Genomic DNA, 21,779 nt, shown 5'->3' with positions numbered 1-21,779 from the left:
CCCGGGACCCCGCTCGGCTAGTTCCCGGGCAGGTCCGGCCGGCTGTCCGTGTCCAGCCAGGTGTGGAACAGATCGTCCAGCTGCTGCCCGGAGATCTTCTCGGCGAGCGCGATGAACTGGGACGTCTCCGCGTTGCCGTAGCGGTGCGCGGAGGTCCAGGCCGGGAGCAGCTTGAAGAACGCCTCGTCGCCGATCCGCTCGCGCAGCGCCTGGAGCGTCATCGCGCCCCGCTTGTAGACCGCGTTGGCGAACATGGTGTCCCGCTGGGGATCGCCGACCTTGATCTTCCAGAAGGCGTTGTCCGCGGGGATGGCGGCGTACTGCTTGCGGAAGGCGTCATGGGCGCTCTGGGTGCCCCGGTGCTCGTCCCACAGCCACTGCGCGTAGCTGGCGAAGCCCTCGTTGAGCCAGATGTTCTTCCACTGCTTGACGGACACCGAGTCGCCGAACCACTGGTGCGCCAGCTCATGGACGATGGTGGTCTCGTTGCGCACGGCCGAGTACACCGGCTTGGACTGCACCTCGAGCGAGAAGCCCGCCTGCGGCATGTCGTCGACGACCGCGCCGGTCTCCTCGAAGGGGTACGGGCCGAAGACCTTCGACCAGTAGTCGGTGGCCTCGGCGGTGATGCCGTAGACATCGACCTTGCCGGTGGGCAGCGTCGGGTCGGTGGCGACGTAGATGGGCGTACCGCCGGGGGTGGTGCCCGTACGGACGTCGAACTTCCCGATGGTGGCGGTGGCCAGGTACGTCGCCATCGGGCGGCTCTCGCGCCAGTGGGCGTACGAGCGGCCGTGCGCCTCACCGGAGCTGACCAGCCGGCCGTTGGAGACGCCGGTCAGGCCCTTGGGGGCGTCGATGCGGATGTCGTAGGTGGCCTTGTCACTGGGGTGGTCGCTGGAGGGGAACCACGTCGAGCCGGCGTTCGGCTCACAGGCGACGAAGACGCCGTCCTTGGTCTTCATCCAGCCGTAGTCGGAGCCGAAGACGATGGGGCCGCTCAGCGGCTGGGGTATCCCGGCGTAGGCGACCTGGACGGAGAACCGCTGCCCCTTGCGCAGACGGGAGGCGGGGGTGACGGTGATCTCGTCGCCGGTTCTGGTGAAGGCCGCCTTCTTGCCGTCCACCCTGACCGATTCCACCCGGAGCTTCTGCAGGTCGAGGTCGAACGAGCTGAGGTTCCCGGTGGCCTTGGCCTTGATGGTCGTACGGCCCTCCAGGAGGCCGCTGTCGGGGTCGTAGCTGACGCCGAGGTCGTAGTGCAGGGCGTCGAAGCCGCCGTTGCCCAGCTCGGGGAAGTACGGGTCGCCGACGCCGGGGGCGCCGGGCTTGGCCGGGGGTGCGGCCGCGGTGGCGGGTGCGGCGGCGAGGGTGGCGGCGGAGGCCACCGCCGTGGCGAGGGCGAGCCAGCGGGAGGTGCGACGGGCGGAGCGGGAGAGTGCCATGAGCCGTCCCTTCAGGACCATCGAACACACGGATGATGATGAACAACCGTGCCGACTCTGCACTCTCCCGCCCCGGTTTGCCCAGGACTTTGCCAATTCCTCAGCAGTTCTGGTCAGTTGGTGCCTATTTGGCGGTTGCCTGCTCCGCCGGCGCGTTCTCCGGGTGGTGGCAGGCCACCTGATGCCCGGTCCGCAGCGCGACCAGCGGCGGCTCGGTGGTGGCGCACTCCTCGGTCGCCTTCCAGCAGCGGGTACGGAACCGGCAGCCGGAGGGCGGGTTGATCGGCGAGGGCACATCGCCCTTGAGCAGGATCCGGTCGCGCTGGGTGCGCCGCTTGGGGTCGGGCACCGGCACGGCGGACATCAGGGCCTTGGTGTACGGGTGCATCGGCGACTCGTAGAGCGACTTGCGGTCGCCGAGCTCCACGATCTTGCCGAGGTACATGACCGCGATCCGGTCCGAGACATGGCGGATGACCGAGAGGTCGTGGGCGATGATGACGTACGTCAGGCCCAGTTCCTCCTGGAGGTCGTCCATGAGGTTGACGACCTGCGCCTGGATGGAGACGTCGAGGGCCGAGACCGGCTCGTCGGCGACCACCAGCTTCGGCTTGAGCGCCAGCGCGCGGGCGATGCCGATGCGCTGGCGCTGGCCGCCGGAGAACTCGTGCGGATAGCGGTTGTAGTGCTCCGGGCTCAGGCCCACCAGCTCCAGCAGCCGCTGCACCTCCTTCTTCACGCCGCCCTCGGGCTCGATGCCCTGGAGGCGGAAGGGGGTGGAGACGATGCCGCCGATGGTGTGCCGCGGGTTCAGCGAACCGTACGGGTCCTGGAAGATCATCTGGACGTCGCGGCGCATCGGACGCAGCTTGCCCGGGGACAGATGGGTGATGTCCGTGCCCTCGAACTCGATGGAGCCACCGGTCGGCTCGTCGAGCCGGGTGATCAGCCGGCCCATCGTCGACTTGCCGCAGCCGGACTCGCCGACGACGCCGAGCGTCTCCCCCGGCCGCACGTCGAAGTCGATGCCGTCGACCGCCTGTACGGCCCCGACCTGGCGCTTGAGCAGGCCCTTGGTGATCGGGAAGTGACGGACCAGGCCGCGGACGCGCAGCAGGGGCTCGGCCTCCGGGGACGTCTGCGCCGGCGGCTCCGTGTCCTTCTGGAGCGGGATCTTCTTGTTCTGCTCGTCAGTCGTCTCGGTCACAGCTTCGGCGCAATCTCTTCGGTCCAGATACGCTCCCGCTCCTCCGGCGCCATGTGGCAGGCGGAGAAGTGCCCGCCGTCGACCTGGCGCAGTTCGGGGCGCACCGTGCGGGTGAGGTTGTCCTTGGGGACATCCGCGTACGGGCAACGGGGGTTGAAGGCACAGCCGGACGGCACATTGATCAGGCTGGGCGGCGAGCCCTTGACCGGGATCAACCGGTCGGTCTGGTCACGGTCGATGCGCGGCATGGAACCCAGCAGGCCCCAGGTGTAGGGGTGCTGGGGCGCGGAGAACACCTTGTCCGCGGGGCCCCGCTCCACGGACCGGCCGCCGTACATCACCAGCAGGTCGTCGGCCAGCTCGGCCACCACGCCCAGGTCGTGGGTGATGATGATGACCGCCGAGCCGAACTCCTTCTGCAGATCGCGGATCAGGTCCAGGATCTGCGCCTGGACGGTGACGTCCAGGGCGGTGGTCGGCTCGTCGGCGATCAGCAGCTCGGGGTTGTTGACCAGCGCCATCGCGATCATGGCGCGCTGGCGCATCCCGCCGGAGAACTGGTGCGGGTGGTCGTCCACCCGCTTGTCCGGCTGCGGGATGCCGACCCGGTCGAGCATCTCGATGGCCCGCTTGCGCGCGGTCTTCTTGTCGACGTCGTGGTGGACGCGGTAGGCCTCCACGATCTGCTTGCCGACCGAGTAGAAGGGGTGCAGCGCGGATAGCGGATCCTGGAAGATCATCGCCATCTGGCGGCCGCGCAGCCGGCGCACCTCGTCCGGGTCGGCGCCGACCAGCTCCTTGCCGTCCAGCCAGATCTCGCCGGACATGGTCACCTTGCTGCGCTGCCGGCGCGAGGCCCGGTGCAGGCCCATGACGGCGAGCGAGGTCACCGACTTGCCGGAGCCGGACTCGCCGACGATGCCGAGCGTCTTGCCCTTCTCCAGGCTGAAGGTCAGCCCGTCGACGGACTTCACCAGGCCGTCGTCCGTGGGGAAGTGCACCTTGAGGTCGCGCACTTCGAGGAAGGCGGAGGCCTTCTGCGGCGCGCCGGCGGCGGGCTCCGTCTTGGCGACGGGCTCGGCCTTGGGCTTGGGCTTGGGCTTGGTCACGGTCTTGGCGTCGGCCTTCTCGACCGCCTCGGCCTTCTCGACCGCCTCGGCCTTCTCGACCGCCTCGACCTTCTCGACCGCCTCGACCTTCTCGACCGCCTCGACCTTCTCGACCGCCTCGACCTTCTCGGCCTTCTCGGCCTTCTCGGCCTTCTCGGGCTCGGCCGCAGACTGCTCGGCCTCGGCGTCCGGCCGGACCTCCGGATTGGTCTCCGGCTCGGTCTCAGCCGTCCCGGCGGCTTCCGCCGTCGCGTTCTTGTCCTCGGAGGAGTCGGTCACGAGAGCCTCACCCGCGGGTCGACGGCGGCGTACAGAACGTCCACCACCAGGTTGCATATGACGATGAAGAACGCGGCGAGCAGGGTGACGCCGAGAATGTTCGGGAGGTCGTTGGCGTTGATCGCCTCCACCGCGAAGGCGCCGACTCCCTTGAGCGAGAAGACCTGTTCGGTGATCAGCGCGCCGCCGAGCAGCAGGCCCAGGTCCATGCCGAAGACGGTGATGATCGGGGTGAGCGCGGCCCGCAGGCCGTGCCGTATGACGACCTTGCGCTCGCGCAGGCCCTTGGCGCGGGCCGTACGGATGTAGTCCTCGCTCAGCGTCTCGAGCATGCCCGCTCTGGTGAGCCGGGCGTAGAGCGCGGAGTAGAGGAACGCCAGCGTCACCCAGGGGAGCACAAGGGTGCGCGCCCACAGGAAGGGATCTTCCATCAGCGGTACGTAGTCGCTGCGTTCGAAGATCGGCCACTGGTAGGTGAACAGGGCCAGCGACAGGGCGCCGGTGAAGAACATGGGGAGCGAGACGCCGGCCAGCGCGACGGTCATGGCCAGCCGGTCGAAGAGTGAGCCGGGACGCAGCGCGGAGAGCACACCGGTGGCGACACCGGAGACGACCCACAGCACGGCCGCGCCGGCGGCCAGCGACAGCGTCACCGGAAGCCGGGACTGGATCTCCGGCCACACCTCGATATGCGTTTTGAAGGAATAACCGAAGCACGGAACATGGCACTTGGCCGCGTCCGGACCGAATTTGTAGTCAACGCCGACGAAGATGCCCTTGATGAACTCCCAGTACTGCTCGTACACGGGCTTGTCCAGGCCGAGATTCTTCTTCACCGCGGCGATGTCCGCGGCCGTGGGGGCCTTTCCGATGTACTGCTGGGCAAGCTGGTCGGTGGTCTGCCCGGCCAATTTCGGCAGCAGGAAGAAAATGCCGAAGGTGACCGCGCTGACGATCAGCAGCAGGATCACTGCGCTGATCAACCTGCGGATGATGTACGAGAACACGGGGATGCGGCGTCGGCGCCGCGGGCCGGCCGGAACCGGCCCGCGGACACCAATGCCTTCACCTGCCTTCCAGGGCTGCTACTTCTTGACGCCGATGTTGAGGTAGTCGTACTCGCCGCTGTAGGCCGAGGTGGACACAAGGTTGGTGGCCTTGGGCGAGCGGTACATCAGGACCTTGAAGTAGGTGATCGGAACGATCACTGCCTGCTCCATCGCCTTCTTGTCGATCGCGGCGTACGCCTTCTCGCGAGCGGCCTTGTCCGTGTTCGCGATGGCGGTTTCCAGCAGCTTGTTGATGGCCGGGTCGTCCAGCTCGGAGAGGTTGGTGTTACCCGACTGGCTGATCGCCTTGCCGTTCAGGATCTGCTGGAGGTAGCCGTAGCCGGTCGGGAAGTCCGAGCCCCACTGCATCATGATCAGGCCGACGTTGTTCTTCTTGTTGAACTTCGGCACACCCGCGTAGTCCGAGAAGTACTTGCTCGTCGGGTAGCTCTGGATCTTGGCGTTGATGCCGATCTTCTTCAGAGACTCGATGACCGAGGTCGCACCGTCCACCTCGTCCTGGCGGTCGTTGCGCGCCAGGATGGTGGTGTCGATCTTGCCGGCGCCGCACTTGTCCCAGTGCTTCTTGGCCTCGGCGAGATCCAGCTTGTCGCCGCTGTACTTCTGCGGGTACAGGTCGAACTTCTGGTAGCCGTCGATGTCGGTCGGCAGGACGGTCGAGGCGAGCTCGCCGCGTATCGGACCGCCGATCGAGGTCTGTACGGCCTTCTTGTCGATGGCGTACTCGACGGCCTTACGGCACTCGATGTTGTCGAACGGCTTCACCTTGGTGTTGATCGCCGTGTAGACGAGCCGCTGACCGAGCGCGTTGTCGGTGTTGGCCTTCTGCTTGGGGTCCGTCAGAAGCTGGGCCTGCGTCTGGCCGTCGACGCCGCGTCCTGCCAGGTCGACGTGGGTGTTGCCGGACTGGAGGTCCTTGTCGATGGTCGACTGGGCGACCTTCAGCTTCAGGACGATCTTCTCCGGCAGCTGCTTGCGCAGCGGGTCGGTCTTGGCGGACCAGTTCGGGTTGCGCACGAGGGTGAGCTGCTTGCCCTCCTCGTAGCTCTGGAACTTGTACGAACCGGAGGAGACCACGGACTTGGTGTAGTCCGCGCCCTTGTCCTTGGCCTCGGGGACCGGGGCGGTCTGCGGCGCGCTGACCAGGTAGTCGAACTCGGCGAACGGCTTCTTGAGGTGGAAGACGATCGTGTTCTCGTCGGGCGTCTCGATGGACTTCAGACCGGCCTTGGACTTGTCCTTGAAGGGACCCTTGTAGCCGCCGCCGTCGTTGTCCTTGAGGAACTGCTGGAAGTAGTTCGGGCCCAGCGAGAGGGTGTCGCGCGCGAAGTTGCTGCGCTCCACCGCGTACTTGACGTCCTGCGAGGTGATCTTGACACCATCGTCGTACTTCAGACCCTTGCGGATCTTGTACGTCCAGGTCTTGCCGCCGTCGGTGGGCTTGCCCATCGACTCGGCGAGGTCCGGGACCAGCTCGTTGCCCTTCTTGCCGGGGCCCGGCTTGAAGGTGGTGAGCGGGCGCGCGTAGAGCCGGCTGAAGTTGTAGATGAAGGCGTAGTACGTGTTGCCCGGGTCGAACGACTCGGGGGCGTCACTGATCGCGTAGTTGACCGTGCCGCCCTTCTCGTCCGAGACGTTGACGATCCCCGTGGTGGCGGCGTTCGCCTTGCTGTCGCCGCTGTCGGAGCCCTTGCCCCCGCTGCAGCCGGCCAGCAGCAGGCCGGCACTGGTGATGGCCGCGATAGCCGCGACCGGAACTGACCTTCGCATCGTGGTCGGTTTCCCCTTCGTTCGTCGAAAACATCAGCACTTCGAAATGCGGTTGAGGCGTCTGGGCGGAGGCCGGCAGAAGTCAGCGGCTGCGCGGGTCCAGTGCGTCCCTCAGGCCGTCACCGAGCAGGTTGAACGCCAGCACGGTGACGAAGATCGCGAGGCCCGGGATGAGCATGTACTGGGGGTCGACCTCGTAGTACTTGACGGCCTGGTTGAGCATGCCGCCCCAGGACGCCTGGGGCGGCTGGATGCCGACGCCCAGGAAGCTCAGCGCCGCCTCGAAGAGGATGTTGGAGGGGATCAGCAGCGTCGAGTAGACGGTGATCGGTCCCACCAGGTTGGGCAGCAGTTCGCGGAAGAGGATGAACGGCCCGCGGGCGCCCATGCCGCGGGCGGCGTCCACGAATTCCCGCTCCCGCAGCGACAGCGTCTGCGCCCGCACGATCCGTCCCATGTACGGCCAGTTGAAGAAGCCGATCACGAAGATCAGTACGGAGATGTGCAGCGGCAGGCCCTCGAGACCGAACGCGCCGCCCTGGAGGGAGGCGGAGATCGCGATGGCGAACAGCAGCAGCGGGAAGGCGAGGAAGACGTCCATCATGCGGCTGATGAAGGCGTCCACCCGGCCGCGGTAGAAGCCGGCGACCACGCCGAGGACGGTGCCGATGGCGACCGACAGCAGTGTCGCGCCGAAGGCCACGATCAGCGAGACCCAGGAGCCTTCGATGATGCGTGCCAGCAGGTCCCGGCCGAACTTGGGGTCGACGCCCAGCGGGTGGTCCCCGCTCATGCCGCCGAAGTCTCCCTTGGGCAGCGTGGTGTTGGGGTCGATCAGGTTCTGGTGCGGGCTGTCCGGGTCGAGGCCGAGCAGGGCCTGAAGGGGCCGGGAGAACGCGGCGAGGAGGACGAGCAGGATGACAACGATGGCGCCCGCCACCGCGACCTTGTCGCGCCTGAAGCGCAACAGTGCGATCTGGCCGAGCGAGCGCCCCTCGATGCGCTTGCGCTCCACGCCTTGCAGCACCGCTTCCGGCTGCGCCTCAGCAGCTGCCCCGGTGGTCTCGATCGGTGCGGTCACGGTGCCTTTGACCCCTCTCGGCCGACGGTGGTCGGCCCACGCCCGCCGCGGTAGCGGCCTGGTTCACATCACTGGTGCAACGGCCGCGATGGGGGCGGCCGAGCAGGTCGATCGGCATCGCGGAAGTGCGTCCGTGGGAAGTGCGGAGGATGCGCGCGACGCCGGCTGGGATGGTCGGTCGTACAAAGAGCCGAAGCTCTCTGTTGCCGGAGTCTTCATCCGATTCGCGATCACTCACCAGACCTGAAGGTGAATGGATGCGTAACTGTGATGTGGCCCGTAACGTTCCGTTATACGGACGGAAGTAGCGGCTGAGCGGAGCGAATGCCCGGGTCAGAGGGGCTCAACCGTAGGACACATAGGGCGAATTCACGCCAAGATCGACGTCGAATAACGACGTCCGGTGCTGACGGAAACGTCAGTAAGCGCGCGGGTATCCGTAACCGTAGGTGGGCGCGGGAGCGGGCGCCTGGCCGTAGCCGTCGCGGTCGAAGAAGGGCCGGGTGGAGGCGCGCATCCACATCCCGACGGGGTCGTATTCGTCGTTCATCGCGACCGTCGAGACGGGCAAACCGTCCGGAACGGCACCGATCGACTGCTGGATCATCAGCCGCACGGAGTCCACCGCCGGCTGCCCGGCGTCGTACAGATCCAGCCCGATCGCCAGATAAGGGGCACCCAGGGCCGGTTGCACCCAGGCCCGGCGCAACGACCGCACGGCGGGCGTCCGGTGGGCATTCTGGGCGAGCAGGGCATAGAACTGCGGGATGTCGATGACCGGTTCGGAGATCCGCAGCGGCCCGGCGGGCAGCCGGTCGAGGCCGCCCGCGATACGGCGCAGATCCAGCCAGGGGATGCCGACGCCGCCGCCGGGGGCGTGCGGATTCAGCCACAGACCCCAGCGGTCGGGGAAGAGCGAGGCGGCGATCTCCACGCCGGTGACGAGTTCGTGGTCGCGGTTCCAGCCGGAGGCGGCGAGTTCGGCGGCGGAGGTCACACAGGGCGCATAGCCCAGGCCCTCGACCTCCATGTTTCCGTACTGCGCATCGGGCATTCCGGCGCGGCCCTGCCACAGGAGCATCCAGACCTGACCCGCGGCGAGCGCCTGCAGCAGCGCTTCATAGGCGTCGTAGCGACCGGGCGAGACCTGCTGCAGCATCTGCTCGACCTGTCCGGCCGACGCCGCTCCCTGATGCGCACCCGCGCTCACGTGGTCCGTCCCTTCGCATTGGCGGGGCACGTGGGGTTGCGCCCGCCCGTCATCCAACCAGCTTACGAGTGGTCCCGGGCGAAGAAGGGCCGCACGCGCCCCAGCAGCCAGTCGGCGACCGGGTCGCCCTGCGCGATGTCGAGCATCACCAGCTGCACGGGCCAGGGCACCGGCACGGCCCCGAGCGCACGTCCCAGGGCGTTGAGCACCGCGTCGCGGGCGGTGCCGTCGTGCAGCGCGGCGGCGGTGGCCTCGACCTGCACTCCGACGAACAGCGCGGGCGTGTCGCCCTCGACGCTGGCCAGGGCACGCCGGGCAGTCAGGACAATTCCGGCGCCGGAGAATTCCAGTCCGGCCGCGGCCAGGAAGTCCACCGGCTCGTCCTGCCAGTCCGGTTCGAAGAGCCGCACCCGGCCGCCGCCCGGCAGGCCGGCGTCCGCCTCGCCGCGTACCGCCCGGCACAGTTCGGCCACCGCCGGCGGCGGCAGCGGGACGCCTATGGTGCCGTCCGGGTTGACCGCGATCCCCAGCTTCGGCGGCAGCCCGCGGGCGAACTCCCGGGCGGGGGCGACGGTGAAGGGCATATGGGACCCGACGACCTTCATGAACTCCTGCTCGGAGCTGAAGACGGGGACGTAGGCCGCGCCGTCGATCTCGACCGTGGGCAGGTCCAGCCCGCGGGCACCGGGCCCCGCGCTGTCCGGGCCGCCGCCGTTGGGCAGCGGCACCCACACCCGGCTGCGGCCCAGGACCTCCACGATCCGGCCGCCCGCGCCGGGGTGCCCGGCCGCGGCCCCGAGGACCTCCTCGAGTTCGTTCGCGGGCCAGGACAGCTGCGGTATCCCCTGGTCCGGGAAGTCCCCGTACGCGGGAATGCCGCCCTGATCCGGGAAGTTCCCCTGCGCCGGAAAGTTCCCCTGCTCCGGAAATGTCATCTGCATCCACCCGTTCCGCAACCGCGCCTTCTGGCCAACGACCCTAAACGAGGAAGCGGGCGGCGGAGCGTGCGGGGCGGGCACCCCGGCCGGACGGCCGGAGGTCACCGGCCGCTCAGCCGAAGCCGACCGTCTCCAGCGCGCTCGCCGCCCGCCGGTCCAGCAGCACCACGGAGCCGAACCCCTTGGGCGGCCCACCCGATTCGGCCGCACCGACCAGCCGGCCCACCGCGCCCCGGTGCCGCGCGAAGGCGTACCCCGACACCCCGCGCCCGCGCGACTCCTGCCCGGACAGCGCCACCTGGGGCGGCACGTCCAGAAGCACCAGATGCGCCCCGCCGCCCCGGCGCCGCGCCGACCGCGCGACCCAGCGGCGTACCCAGGCGAGCGTGCCGCAGTCGTGCACCACCACGCTGGCGCCGGAGCGGAGCGCGCGGCGCAGCCCGAGGTAGTGCGCGGCCCGGACCAGCGGGCGGTAGATCCCGTACGGCAGCCCGCGCAGCCGGCCGCGCTCCCAGCGTTCGCGGGCGTCCTGCGAATCGATGCGGTGCACCGCGGTGCCGCGCGCGTCCCGCGCCGGCACGATGCGGTGCATCAGGGTGCTCTTGCCGCTGCCCGGCAGCCCGGAGACCACCACCAGGTCACCCGCCGGAAAGCTCAGCTCTTCGGGGCGGCGGCCCGGACCCCGCAGGTCCAGGACGTCGGCGCCGCGGCCGGGCCGTACGACACCGTGGGGTGCGCGCCGGGGGCGGCGCCCGGCCGTCGGCGGTCCTTGGGGGGCGCCCCCCGCCTCCTGGGGAGCGACCCCTGACGTTGTCGCGAATGCGGCTTCACTGTGCACCGTGATCGCCCCTCCCGGTCCGGTTCGGTGCCGGTTCGGCCCCGTTCCCACCCCGCAGAGTGTCAAGAAACGGTAATGCCCATCAAGGCGAATGCCGGATCTGTCCTGCTCGTGAGCCGGGTGACGGCCGCCCCTCCTCGATCGGGCGATCCCGTGCAATGATGTCGGCGCCACGTGCGCATCTCTGCTCACTCGGGCACAGCCAACGCACAGCCAACTGCATACCGGCCGCTTGAATCCGCGCGGGAGAGTCCCCGGCCGCCACGGCGGGGCGCCGAAGGAGCAAGTCCTCCCTTGAATCTCTCAGGCCCCTATACCGCGCGGGCGAGGCAGATCTGAAAAGCGAGCCGCTGCCCGGCCTACGGGACGGCTCCACCCAAGGTGCAAACCGGGTCCGTTCGCGGGATCCCGGTGAACCTCTCAGGTTCCGATGACAGATGGGGAGACCGTCTTGTCACCCATGCCTGGGAGCCCAGAACCATGACTGATGCCCCCCGCCGCACCGCGCTGGATGCCACCCATCGCGCGCTCGGCGCGACCATGACCGACTTCGCCGGCTGGGACATGCCGCTGCGCTACGGCAGCGAGCGCGACGAACATGTCGCCGTCCGCACCCGCGCCGGCCTCTTCGACCTCTCCCACATGGGCGAGATCACCGTCACCGGCCCGCAGGCCGCCGATCTTCTCGACTATGCGCTGGTGGGCAACATCGGCGGCGTCAAGACCGGCCGCGCCCGCTACACCATGATCTGCGAGGCCGAGGGCGGCATCCTCGACGACCTGATCGTCTACCGCCTGGCCGACCAGGAGTACATGGTCGTCGCCAATGCCTCCAACGCCCAGGTGGTGCTGGACGCGCTGACCGAGCGGCAGGCGGGGTTCGACGCCGCGGTGCGCGACGACCGGGACGCGTACGCCCTGCTCGCGGTGCAGGGGCCGGAGTCCCCCGGCATCCTCAAGCGGCTGACGGACGCCGATCTGGACGGCCTCAAGTACTACGCGGGCCTGCCCGGCACGGTCGCCGGTGTGCAGGCGCTGATCGCCCGTACCGGCTACACCGGCGAGGACGGCTTCGAGCTGTTCGTCCGCCCGGCGGACGCGGTCACCCTCTGGGAGGCGCTCAGCGAGGCCGGCAAGGACGCCGGGCTGGTCCCGTGCGGGCTGTCCTGCCGCGACACGCTGCGCCTGGAGGCGGGCATGCCGCTGTACGGGCACGAGCTGACCACCGCCACCACGCCGTTCGACGCGGGCCTGGGCCGGGTCGTGAAGTTCGAGAAGACCACCAACGACGGCGACTTCGTGGGCCGGGCCGCGCTGGCCGCGGCCGCCGAGCGCGCCGAGACCACTCCGCCGCGCAAGCTCGTCGGGCTGATCGCCACGGGCCGCCGGGTGCCGCGCGCCGGCTACCAGGTCGTCGCGGCCGACGGCACGGTCATCGGCGAGGTCACCTCCGGGGCCCCCTCCCCCACCCTGGGCAAGCCGCTCGCCATCGCCTACGTGGACGCGGCGTACGCCACGCCCGGTACCGAGGGTGTCGCCGTGGACATCCGTGGAACCCATGAGCCGTACGAGGTCGTCGCGCTGCCCTTCTACAAGCGGCAGAAGTAACGGTCCACCGCGGAAGTCACGCGGGAGCGGCACCCGTAGCCGTCTCACTGTGCAAGACGCGCACCACCCCTTTCACGATCACATCCTCGCGTACAGGAGAATCGAGCCATGAGCAACCCCCAGCAGCTGCGCTACACCGAAGAGCACGAGTGGCTGACGGCCGCCGCGGACGACGTGTCGACGGTCGGTATCACCGAGCACGCCGCCAATGCGCTCGGCGATGTCGTCTTCGTCCAGCTTCCGGCCGTCGGTGACACGATCGAGGCGGGCGAGTCCTGCGGCGAGCTGGAGTCGACCAAGTCGGTCAGCGATCTCTACGCACCCGTCAACGGCGAGATCGTCGAGATCAACGAGGACGTCGTCGCCGACCCCTCGCTGGTGAACTCCGCTCCGTTCGAGGGCGGTTGGCTGTTCAAGGTGAAGATCAGCGGCGAGCCGGGCAAGCTGCTGTCGGCCGACGAGTACGCCGCCTTCATCCAGAGCTGAGCCTTCCGGGCCTCTCGCCACCGCCCGAGTGCCGGCTCCCCGGACTCCGTCCGGGGGACCGCCGTCGCGCCCCCTGACCCCTCCAGGAAAGACTCATGACGCTTCTCAACAGCTCCCTCCATGAGCTCGACCCCGACGTCGCCGCCGCCGTCGACGCCGAACTCCACCGCCAGCAGTCCACCCTCGAGATGATCGCGTCGGAGAACTTCGCCCCCGTCGCCGTCATGGAGGCCCAGGGCTCCGTCCTCACCAACAAGTACGCCGAGGGCTACCCGGGCCGCCGCTACTACGGCGGCTGCGAGCACGTCGATGTCGTCGAGCAGATCGCCATCGACCGCATCAAGGCCCTCTTCGGCGCCGAGGCCGCCAACGTCCAGCCGCACTCCGGTGCGCAGGCCAACGCCGCCGCGATGTTCGCGCTGATCAAGCCGGGCGACACCATCCTGGGTCTGAACCTCGCGCACGGCGGGCACCTCACCCACGGCATGAAGATCAACTTCTCCGGCAAGCTCTACAACGTGGTGCCCTACCACGTCGACGAGAAGACCAACCTGGTCGACATGGAAGAGGTCGAGCGCCTCGCCAAGGAGCACCGCCCGAAGCTGATCGTCGCCGGCTGGTCCGCCTACCCGCGCCAGCTGGACTTCGCCGCCTTCCGCCGGATCGCCGACGAGGTCGGTGCGTACCTGATGGTGGACATGGCGCACTTCGCCGGCCTGGTGGCCGCGGGCCTGCACCCCTCCCCGGTGCCGCACGCCCATGTCGTGACGACCACCACCCACAAGACCCTGGGCGGCCCCCGCGGCGGCGTCATCCTCTCCACCCAGGAGCTGGCCAAGAAGATCAACTCGGCGGTCTTCCCGGGTCAGCAGGGCGGCCCGCTGGAGCACGTCATCGCGGCCAAGGCGGTCTCCTTCAAGGTCGCGGCGTCCGAGGAGTTCAAGGAGCGCCAGCAGCGCACCCTCGACGGCGCCCGCATCCTCGCCGAGCGGCTGATCCAGCCGGACGTCACCGAGGTCGGCGTCTCCGTCCTGTCCGGCGGCACCGACGTCCACCTGGTCCTGGTCGACCTGCGCAACAGCGAGCTGGACGGCCAGCAGGCCGAGGACCGTCTCCACGAGGTCGGCATCACGGTCAACCGCAACGCCATCCCGAACGACCCCCGCCCCCCGATGGTCACCTCCGGCCTGCGCATCGGCACGCCGGCGCTGGCCACCCGCGGCTTCCAGGCCGAGGACTTCCGCGAGGTCGCCGACATCATCGCCGAGGCGCTCAAGCCGTCGTACGACACCGAGGCGCTCAAGGCCCGGGTCACCGCGCTGGCGGACAAGCACCCGCTGTACCCGTCCCTGTGACGCGATTCACCGCGTCGGACCGCGTCCCGTCGGCGATGTGACGCGCATCTCGACGTAAAAACCGTCCGTGAGCCCGGGGCCGGGCACCCCGCCCCGGGCTCACGGCCGGTCCGCGCGCCCGCACGGCCGCGCACCCGCCGCTTCCCCGCGGCCATCTGCCGTTGTCCGTGACGACGGTCACCCGACGATGCCGGTCCATGGGCCGATGCCGCCGTCCGGGTTACGCTCGAAATTCGGCGCAGAAACGTACCTGCTGCCGTCAGGGCTCCACCCCCGCCCCACCGCTCCACGTCCACCACGAGCAGACAAGGGAGTCCGCCACCGTGGCCATCTCCGTCTTCGACCTCTTCTCCATCGGCATCGGCCCCTCCAGCTCCCACACGGTCGGCCCGATGCGCGCCGCCCGCATGTTCGTGGGCCGGCTCAAGAAGGACGGTCTGCTCGCCCAGACGGCCTCGGTACGCGCCGAGCTCTTCGGGTCCCTCGGCGCCACCGGCCACGGCCACGGCACCCCCAAGGCGGTCCTGCTGGGCCTGGAGGGCCACTCCCCCCGCACCGTCGACGTGGAGACCGCCGACGACGAGGTGGCGCGCATCCGCACCACCGGCCGGCTGCGCCTGCTCGGCGCCGAGATCGGCGCCACCCACGAGATCGGCTTCGACGAGAGCCGCGAGCTGATCCTGCACCGCCGCCGCTCCCTGCCGTACCACGCCAACGGCATGACGCTCTTCGCGTACGACGCGAGCGGCGCGCCGCTGCTGGAGAAGACCTACTACTCGGTCGGCGGCGGCTTCGTCGTCGACGAGGACGCGGTGGGCGAGGACCGCATCAAGCTCGACGACACCGTGCTCAAGCACCCCTTCCGCACGGGCGACGAGCTGCTGCGCCTCTCCCGCGATACCGGCCTGTCCATCGCCTCCCTGATGCTGGAGAACGAGAAGGCCTGGCGCACCGAGGAAGAGATCCACGAGGGCCTGCTGGAGATCTGGCGGGTCATGCAGGGCTGCGTGACCCGGGGCATGTCCCGCGAGGGGATCCTGCCCGGCGGCCTCAAGGTCCGCCGCCGCGCCGCCAACGCCGCCCGCGCCCTGCGCGCCGAGGGCAACGCCGACGCGCACGCCATGGAGTGGACCACCCTCTACGCCATGGCCGTCAACGAGGAGAACGCGGCCGGCGGCCGGGTGGTGACCGCTCCCACCAACGGCGCGGCCGGCATCATCCCCGCCGTACTGCACTACTACGTCAACTTCGTCCCCGGAGCCAACGAGGAGGGCGTGGTCCGCTTCCTGCTCGCGGCCGGCGCCATCGGCATGCTCTTCAAGGAGAACGCCTCCATCTCCGGCGCCGAGGTCGGCTGCCAGGGCGAGGTCGGCTCCGCCTGCTCCATGGCCGCCGGCGGCCTCGCCGAGGTCCTGGGCGGCTCCACCGAGCAGGTCGAGAACGCCGCCGAGATCGGTATGGAACACAACCTGGGCCTGACCTGCGACCCGGTCGGCGGCCTCGTCCAGATCCCCTGCATCGAGCGCAACGGCATGGCCGCCGTCAAGGCCGTCACCGCCGCCCGGATGGCGCTGCGCGGCGACGGCCGCCACCACGTCTCCCTCGACAAGGTCATCAAGACCATGAAGGAGACCGGCGCCGACATGAGCGTCAAGTACAAGGAAACGGCGCGCGGCGGGCTCGCGGTCAACATCATCGAGTGCTGACGCGTCACCGCGTCCGCCAGCGGCGCCCTCGCCGGTGAGCGGTGCGGGCCGCGGCTATCTGCCGATCTCCCAGGCGAAGGGCGGGAGCTCGCGGGCCCTGGTGTAGATGTCCAGGGCGTACGCCGCGGGGACGAAGGGGTGGACGCGGGCGCCTTCGAGGCCGGCGAGCAGGCGGGCGCAGTGCTGGACGCAGCCGGCCACCTCCCTGCCGTGCCGGTCGACGATGGTGGCGGCGTCGTGCGGCCCCTCGCACGGGGTGGGGTCCTTGAGGGCGGCCGCGGGACAGCGGTCCCGGCGGGGCTCCGCGGATGGGGCGGCTGGGGGGTTTGTGGCGTGCTCGGTCCGGCGTTCCATCGGCGTCCCCCTGGCGGTGCAGTGATCGCTTTCGTGGGCCGCCTGCCGCGGCCCAGGACAGTGCTGCTCCGCGCGGAGCGGGTCCATGCGCGCTTGGGGAAGACCTGGTCCTATCGTCAGCTATTCATGGTGCGCGCGGGCGTCGTGCGCCGGGCCGGGGCCGCCCGGGAGGGCGAAGGGTTCCGCGAGGAGGGCCAGGCTCAGGAAGGTGGCCGCCAGGAGCCAGCCGGCCAGGACGTCGCCCGGCCAGTGGACGCCCAGCACGACGCGGGTGGCGCCGACGGCAAGGGCCCACAGGGCGAGTACCGCGCGCCAGGTGCGGGCCGTGCCGGGGCGGGCGCGGTGGGCGATGCCCCAGGCCAGGAGGCCGGCCGCCAGGGCGGAGGTGGTGGCGTGGCCCGAGGGGAAGGCGTACTCGGAGGCGCGTGCGGTCCAGTCGGCGGCGGGTGGGCGGGGGCGGGCGAGGAGCTCCATCAGGCCGTAGCGGATCGACTGGCCGATGGCGAGTACGGCGAGGGCACAGACGGCCGCGCGCAGCCGGCCGAGTGGGTCGCGCCCGGCCAGCAGGCCGCCGAGCACCGCCATGAAGTAGGGGATGACGCCGGTGCCGCTCGCGGTGAGGGCGCGGGCCAGGGAGCGCGTCGGCTCTCCGCTGTGCGCCCTCGCCCAGTGGTGGGCGGCCCGTTCGGGGGCGAGCGGGGCTCCGTGGCGTACGGCGTCGAGGACGGCCGCGGCGGCGAACAGGGCGGCGCAGAGCGCGGCCAGGGCGAGGAGCGGGCCGCGGCGGTGCGGGCGCGGCCCCGTCGCGGTCACCGCGCGGCCACCAGGGGGCGCAGCTTGGTGGCGCGTACCCGGTCGACGGCGGGCGCCGCGCGGCGGGCCAGGGGCATCAGCGCCCCGGCGAGAAGCGCGCCGGTCATCAGCCCGGCGGCGACGTCATGGGGGTAGTGGGCGCCGACCCAGACGCGCGAGGCCGCCATCAGGGCCGCGGCCGGGACCGCGATCCGGCCGAGCCCGCCGCCGCACAGCACGAGGCCGACCGCGGCGGCCGCGGCGATGGCGGAGTGGTTGCTGGGGAAGGACCAGTCGCCGGCACCGGGGCACGCCTCGACGGTGACCACATGGAGCGTTTGGCAGGGCCGCTGTTCGTCGAAGAGGCTCTTGATCATGTCGTTGGCAAGATAGGCGACGAGGACCACCACCGGGGTGGCCAGCACCAGCGCCATCTGCCGGGACCCGGCGCGCCGGGCCCGCCACCAGGCGATCAGCATCAGCACGGCGAAGAGGCCCAGGCCGTAGTCGGTCCAGTACGCGACGACGGTGTTGAGGGTCCCCGGGGCGCGCTGCGCCAGATGGGTGATCCAGGTGTACAGCCCGCCGTCTATCGAGGCTCCGCCGAGGGCGAGGTCGAGCATGGGGTTCTCCTTGGCGGCGGAGGGCGGATCCCGTGCGGGACGGGTGGGTTCGGCTTCCGCCCCCGGGCGGGTTTACTGGAGCGGCCTGCCGTGCGACCGCCCGACCGACTACAGTCACGTAGACGGTATCGGTCTACGGAACTGTAGACGACGAGAGGGTGAAGGGCGTTCCATGTCGGAGACACCCCCCGCACCGCGGCGCCCGGCCGGTGAGCTGGAGGCGAGCGTGCTGACGGCGCTCTGGGCGGCCGCGGGGCCGCTGAGCCCCGCCGAGGTGCAGAGCGCGCTGGGCGGCCGGCTCGCCCGTACGACCGTCACGACGATCCTCACCCGGCTGCACGACAAGGGGGCCGTCTCCCGCTCCCGGGCCGGGCGCGGTTACGCGTATTCGCCGATACAGGACTCCGCGGGGCTGACCGCCCGCCGGATGCGCAGCGAGCTCGACAAACAGGGCGACCGGGGCACCGCGCTGGCCCGTTTCGTCTCGCAGCTGACGAGCGAGGACGAGCGGCTGCTGCGCTCGCTCCTGGACGAGGCGGACGGCGGCCGGGAGGACGCGCCGGGTGTCCGCGGCGAGGCCGGCCCCGGAGCCGCCCCGTGATCTTCGCGGTGTGGGTTCCGCTGCTGATGCCGCTGCTCGCCGTGCCGGCCGCCCGGCGGCTCGCCGAGTCGCTGCCGCCGCGCGCCGCGGCCTGGCTGCTGACCGGCTGCGCCGCCGCGCTGGCGCTGTGCGCGGGCGCGGCGCTCGGCCTGCTGGTCGCCGCCGGGGCGCTGTGGCTGCCCGTGGTCGCCGCCCTCGGCAATCTCTCGCTGCCGCTGCTCGGCGGCGATCCGTCCCTCACCGTCCCGGTGGCGTACGCGGCGGGCGCCCTGCTGACGGCCTGCGCGGTCGCGGCCGCCCGGCGCGGGCTGCGCCACCGCGCCGAGCTGCGCACCGCCCGGCGGGCCACCGACGCCCACACCGTGGCCGGTGACCTGTGCATCCTCCCGGACCCGGTGCCCGACGCGTACGCCCTGCCCGGGAAGCCGCACCGGGTCGTGGTCACCGCCGGGATGCTGCGGGCGCTGGCACCGGCCGAACGGGAGGCCCTCTTCGCCCACGAGCGGGCCCACCTCGCCGGCCGCCATCACCTCTTCCTGCTCACCGTCGCGCTGGCCTCGGCCTGTCATCCGCTGCTCCGCGGCCTGCGCGCGCCCCTGGCGTACGCCCTGGAGCGCTGGGCCGACGAATCGGCCGCGTCCCAGGTGGGCGACCGCCGCCTGACGGCCCGCGCCATCGGCCGCGCCGCCCTGGCCGGTCCCGGGACCCCGGCGGCCGGACCACCCTCCCCGCGCCGGCCGGGCGCCGCGCTCGCCGCGACGGCGGGGCCGGTCCCCCGCCGCGTGGCCGCCCTGCTCTCCCCCGGCCGCCCGGCGGCGCGCCGTCGGCCGGCGGGCCGCCGGCTGGTCGCCGCGGCGCTGCTCGCCTGTGTGGCGTTCTCGGCGGCGGGCGCGCTGGACGCCGCGGCCGATCTGCACCGCAGCGTGGAGACGGCGCAGGGCGAAACGGGGCGGTGAGCGGGGCTCAGTCCCCCGTCTCCGTGCCGCTCGGGCCGCTGCGCCCCCGCCCCACCGTGAAGCCCAGAACGGCCCCGCCGCCGGGCCGGCGGCTCACGAACGCATGCCCCCCATGGGCCGTGGCGATGTCGCGCACGATGGCCAGGCCCAGGCCCGAGCCGGGGAGCCCGCGGGCGGCCGGTGCGCGGTAGAAGCGGTCGAAGACCCGGGTGAGGTCGGATTCGGCGATGCCGGGGCCGCGGTCGAGGACCTCGATGCGGGTGCCGGTGACCCTGACCTCGATGGGGCCGGTGCCGCCCGCGTCGAATTTGGCGGCGTTCTCCAGGAGATTGGTGAGCGCGCGGTGCAGGGCGGCCGGGCGGCCCTCGACCTCGGCCGGGCGGACGGTCCGTACGGTGATCTCGCGGCCCGTACGACGGCGGGCGGAGGCCGCGGCCTTTTCTGCGACGTCCGCGAGGCGCACCTCGCAGAGCGGGTCGTCGTCCCGTTGTCCGGCGGCCAGGCCGACCAGTTCGTTGACCAGATCGGTCAGCTCGCGGGCCTCGCCCGCCAGGTCGGCGAGGAGTTCGTCGCGGGCGTCCGGCGGCAGCTCGTCGAAGCGCTTGAGCAGGGAGATGTTCGTACGGAGCGAGGTGAGCGGGGTACGCAGTTCATGCCCCGCGTCCTGGACGAGCCGCTGCTGGTCCTCGACGGAATTGGCCAGCCGGCCGAGCATGTCGTCGAAGGCCCGCCCCAGCCGGGCGACCTCGTCGCGGCCCGCCACCGGCACCGGGACGTCCAGCCGCCCGTGTTCGGCCACGCTCTCGGCGACGGAGGTGAGCCGGATGAGGCGGCCGGTGATCCGGCGCGCCAGCCACCAGCCGGCCGCCCCGGCCAGCGCGATGACCGCGGCCGCGAGGAGGGCGGTGCGCTGCTGGAGCGCGGCGAGCAGGTCCTCGGTCTCGCTGAACTTCTGGGCGACCTGTACCGCCCCGCGCCCGCCGCCCAGCGCGACGGTCGCGACGTGGTACTTGTCGTCGCCCACATCCGCCTCCCGCTGCGTGTACCGGCCGGCGTCCCCTTCCGTGGCGATCCGGCGCTCCCCGGGGCCGGCCGGGAGGGGCGGGCGGCCCAGGTCCACGATCCGGCCGCCGGCGCCCAGGATCTGGACGTCGGTGCGGGTGGGGCGGGTGAGGTCGTCGCGCGGCCCGTCGTGGTCGGGGTCGGCGGTCACATAGTCGGCGGGCCGGAACGGCTTCTCCTGGACCTGGGTCCGCAGATCCCGCACGACCTCGGAGAACACCGACTTCTCGTCCACCCGCACCAGCCGGGCCGCCGCGTCATAGCTGAGGAAGCCGACGAGTACGGTCACCGCCGCGGCACCGGCGGCGAAGGTCAGCGCGAAGGCGGTGCGCAGGCTGGCCGGTTTTCGGGTGCGCAGCCAGGCGCGCAGGCGGTCCCGCAGCGGGCGGAGGCGGGCGCGGAGCCATCCCCCGCGGGGCCGTCCGCCGCGGGGTCCGAGGGGACCTGCGGGCCGGGGCACCTCAGTCCTCCCGGAGGACGTAGCCGACGCCCCGCACGGTGTGGATCAGCGGCCGGGTGCCGGGCACATCGACCTTGCGGCGCAGATATCCCACGTAGACCGCGAGGTTCTTCGAGCCGGGGCCGAAGTCGTAGCCCCAGATCCGGTCGTAGATCGTCGAGTGATCGAGGACGATCCCGGCATTACGGGCGAGCAGTTCCAGCAGTTCGAACTCGGTGCGGGTCAGCTCCAGCTCGCGCTCACCGCGCCAGGCCCGGCGGGAGGGGCCGTCGATGCGCAGATCGGCCGCCTCGACGAGGCCGGAGTCCGCCGCCCGGCTCTCGTCCTGGGGCTCGTTGCCGTCCTGGGAGTGCTCGGCCTGGCCGCCGTCGCCCGCCGGGGCCGTCCGCCGCAGCAGCGCCCTCAGCCGGGCGAAGACCTCCTCGACCTCGAAGGGCTTGACGACATAGTCGTCGGCACCGGCGTCCAGCCCGGCGATCCGGTCGGCGGTCTCGACCCGGGCGGTGAGCATCAGGACCGGGGTGCGGTCCGCCTCGGCGCGCAGCACCTGGCACACCTGGAGCCCGTCGATGCCCGGCATCATCACATCGAGCAGGATCACATCCGGCCGCTCGCGGTGCGCCGCGGCGAGCGCCTGGATGCCGTCGGCGACGGCGATCACCCGGTATCCCTCCAGGGTGAGGGCCCGCTCCAGTGCGGTGCGGATCGGGCGGTCGTCCTCGGCGAGCAGTACCAGATGGGTCACCCGGCAAGTCTGCCAAGGCCGCGGCGGTGCGACCGGGCCGGGCCGCCCGGCCGGGGGCTTTCTTACCGGGCTCTCACCCCCAGC

General features: G+C 71.1%; 20 protein-coding genes and 1 riboswitch. Of the genes, 6 read left to right on the top strand and 14 right to left on the bottom strand.

Going from position 1 to position 21,779, the window contains the following annotated elements; translation table 11 throughout:
* Positions 1–17: 17 nt before the first annotated feature.
* The 9 genes from ACIRPT_RS19625 to ACIRPT_RS19585 form a co-directional block, all read right to left on the bottom strand.
* On the bottom strand, positions 18–1,445 hold the full coding sequence (locus tag ACIRPT_RS19625; protein ID WP_403828526.1) for a M1 family metallopeptidase: 1,428 nt from the start codon (positions 1,443–1,445) through the stop codon (positions 18–20).
* A gap of 124 nt (positions 1,446–1,569) precedes the next feature.
* Positions 1,570–2,652, bottom strand: coding sequence for an ABC transporter ATP-binding protein (locus ACIRPT_RS19620; protein ID WP_403828524.1), 1,083 nt, complete (start codon positions 2,650–2,652; stop codon positions 1,570–1,572).
* On the bottom strand, positions 2,649–3,761 hold the full coding sequence (locus ACIRPT_RS19615; RefSeq protein ID WP_403828651.1) for an ABC transporter ATP-binding protein: 1,113 nt from the start codon (positions 3,759–3,761) through the stop codon (positions 2,649–2,651). Before ACIRPT_RS19615 ends, ACIRPT_RS19620 begins: the two co-directional genes overlap by 4 nt.
* 275 nt (positions 3,762–4,036) lie before the next feature.
* Complete coding sequence (locus ACIRPT_RS19610; protein ID WP_403501885.1) at positions 4,037–5,047, bottom strand: ABC transporter permease; 1,011 nt, start codon at positions 5,045–5,047, stop codon at positions 4,037–4,039.
* Positions 5,048–5,125: 78 nt separating this feature from the next.
* Positions 5,126–6,880, bottom strand: a complete 1,755-nt coding sequence (locus ACIRPT_RS19605) for an ABC transporter substrate-binding protein (protein ID WP_403501882.1) — start codon at positions 6,878–6,880, stop codon at positions 5,126–5,128.
* An 82-nt stretch (positions 6,881–6,962) separates the two neighbouring features.
* Positions 6,963–7,961, bottom strand: a complete 999-nt coding sequence (locus ACIRPT_RS19600) for an ABC transporter permease (RefSeq protein WP_403828522.1) — start codon at positions 7,959–7,961, stop codon at positions 6,963–6,965.
* Positions 7,962–8,379: 418 nt separating this feature from the next.
* Complete coding sequence (locus tag ACIRPT_RS19595; protein ID WP_403828520.1) at positions 8,380–9,171, bottom strand: enhanced serine sensitivity protein SseB C-terminal domain-containing protein; 792 nt, start codon at positions 9,169–9,171, stop codon at positions 8,380–8,382.
* 62 nt (positions 9,172–9,233) lie between these two features.
* On the bottom strand, positions 9,234–10,106 hold the full coding sequence (locus ACIRPT_RS19590) for an enhanced serine sensitivity protein SseB (protein WP_403502304.1): 873 nt from the start codon (positions 10,104–10,106) through the stop codon (positions 9,234–9,236).
* A gap of 115 nt (positions 10,107–10,221) precedes the next feature.
* Positions 10,222–10,953 carry an AAA family ATPase gene (locus ACIRPT_RS19585; protein ID WP_403828649.1) on the bottom strand — a complete coding sequence of 244 codons (732 nt, stop codon included), beginning with the start codon at positions 10,951–10,953 and terminating at the stop codon, positions 10,222–10,224.
* Between the two features lie 227 nt (positions 10,954–11,180).
* A riboswitch (glycine riboswitch) is annotated at positions 11,181–11,276 on the top strand.
* A 151-nt stretch (positions 11,277–11,427) separates the two neighbouring features.
* Here ACIRPT_RS19585 and gcvT point away from each other — a divergent pair.
* The 4 genes from gcvT (at position 11,428) to ACIRPT_RS19565 (ending at position 16,102) form a co-directional block, all read left to right on the top strand.
* Positions 11,428–12,555 (top strand): glycine cleavage system aminomethyltransferase GcvT, encoded by a 1,128-nt coding sequence (gene gcvT, locus ACIRPT_RS19580; RefSeq protein WP_403828518.1) that lies wholly within the window; start codon positions 11,428–11,430, stop codon positions 12,553–12,555.
* A gap of 108 nt (positions 12,556–12,663) precedes the next feature.
* Positions 12,664–13,041, top strand: coding sequence for a glycine cleavage system protein GcvH (gene gcvH / locus ACIRPT_RS19575; RefSeq protein WP_403501870.1), 378 nt, complete (start codon positions 12,664–12,666; stop codon positions 13,039–13,041).
* 95 nt (positions 13,042–13,136) lie between these two features.
* Positions 13,137–14,396 carry a serine hydroxymethyltransferase gene (gene glyA, locus ACIRPT_RS19570; protein WP_403501867.1) on the top strand — a complete coding sequence of 420 codons (1,260 nt, stop codon included), beginning with the start codon at positions 13,137–13,139 and terminating at the stop codon, positions 14,394–14,396.
* Between the two features lie 323 nt (positions 14,397–14,719).
* The gene (locus ACIRPT_RS19565; RefSeq protein WP_403828516.1) at positions 14,720–16,102 is read left to right on the top strand and encodes an L-serine ammonia-lyase; all 1,383 of its coding nucleotides are present in this window, start codon (positions 14,720–14,722) and stop codon (positions 16,100–16,102) included.
* A gap of 54 nt (positions 16,103–16,156) precedes the next feature.
* Here the strand turns inward: ACIRPT_RS19565 and ACIRPT_RS19560 are convergent, their stop codons facing one another.
* The 3 genes from ACIRPT_RS19560 to ACIRPT_RS19550 all read right to left on the bottom strand — a co-directional run bounded on the left by ACIRPT_RS19560 (position 16,157) and on the right by ACIRPT_RS19550 (position 17,871).
* Positions 16,157–16,456 (bottom strand): hypothetical protein, encoded by a 300-nt coding sequence (locus tag ACIRPT_RS19560; RefSeq protein ID WP_403501861.1) that lies wholly within the window; start codon positions 16,454–16,456, stop codon positions 16,157–16,159.
* Between the two features lie 120 nt (positions 16,457–16,576).
* Positions 16,577–17,269 (bottom strand): phosphatase PAP2 family protein, encoded by a 693-nt coding sequence (locus ACIRPT_RS19555; RefSeq protein WP_403501859.1) that lies wholly within the window; start codon positions 17,267–17,269, stop codon positions 16,577–16,579.
* A complete protein-coding gene (locus tag ACIRPT_RS19550; protein WP_403501856.1) occupies positions 17,266–17,871 on the bottom strand; it encodes a phosphatase PAP2 family protein in 606 nt (201 codons plus the stop codon). Before ACIRPT_RS19550 ends, ACIRPT_RS19555 begins: the two co-directional genes overlap by 4 nt.
* Positions 17,872–18,043: 172 nt before the next feature.
* Here ACIRPT_RS19550 and ACIRPT_RS19545 point away from each other — a divergent pair, with 172 nt between their 5' ends.
* Positions 18,044–18,472: a BlaI/MecI/CopY family transcriptional regulator gene (locus tag ACIRPT_RS19545; protein WP_403828513.1), complete on the top strand. Its 429-nt coding sequence runs from the start codon at positions 18,044–18,046 to the stop codon at positions 18,470–18,472.
* Positions 18,469–19,428: a M56 family metallopeptidase gene (locus tag ACIRPT_RS19540; protein ID WP_403828511.1), complete on the top strand. Its 960-nt coding sequence runs from the start codon at positions 18,469–18,471 to the stop codon at positions 19,426–19,428. The genes ACIRPT_RS19545 and ACIRPT_RS19540 overlap by 4 nt, the downstream gene beginning before the upstream one ends.
* Before the next feature lie 7 nt (positions 19,429–19,435).
* On the opposite strand, the gene ACIRPT_RS19535 is transcribed toward ACIRPT_RS19540, so the two are convergent.
* A complete protein-coding gene (locus tag ACIRPT_RS19535; RefSeq protein WP_403828509.1) occupies positions 19,436–20,950 on the bottom strand; it encodes an ATP-binding protein in 1,515 nt (504 codons plus the stop codon).
* Position 20,951: 1 nt separating this feature from the next.
* Positions 20,952–21,695 (bottom strand): response regulator transcription factor, encoded by a 744-nt coding sequence (locus ACIRPT_RS19530; RefSeq protein WP_403501847.1) that lies wholly within the window; start codon positions 21,693–21,695, stop codon positions 20,952–20,954.
* Positions 21,696–21,779: the final 84 nt, after the last annotated feature.

Source organism: Streptomyces sp. NPDC101227 (assembly GCF_044767545.1).
Taxonomy (GTDB): domain Bacteria; phylum Actinomycetota; class Actinomycetes; order Streptomycetales; family Streptomycetaceae; genus Streptomyces.
The sequence above is the reverse complement of the archived record's forward strand: the minus strand, read 5'-3'. Positions and strand labels throughout refer to the sequence as shown.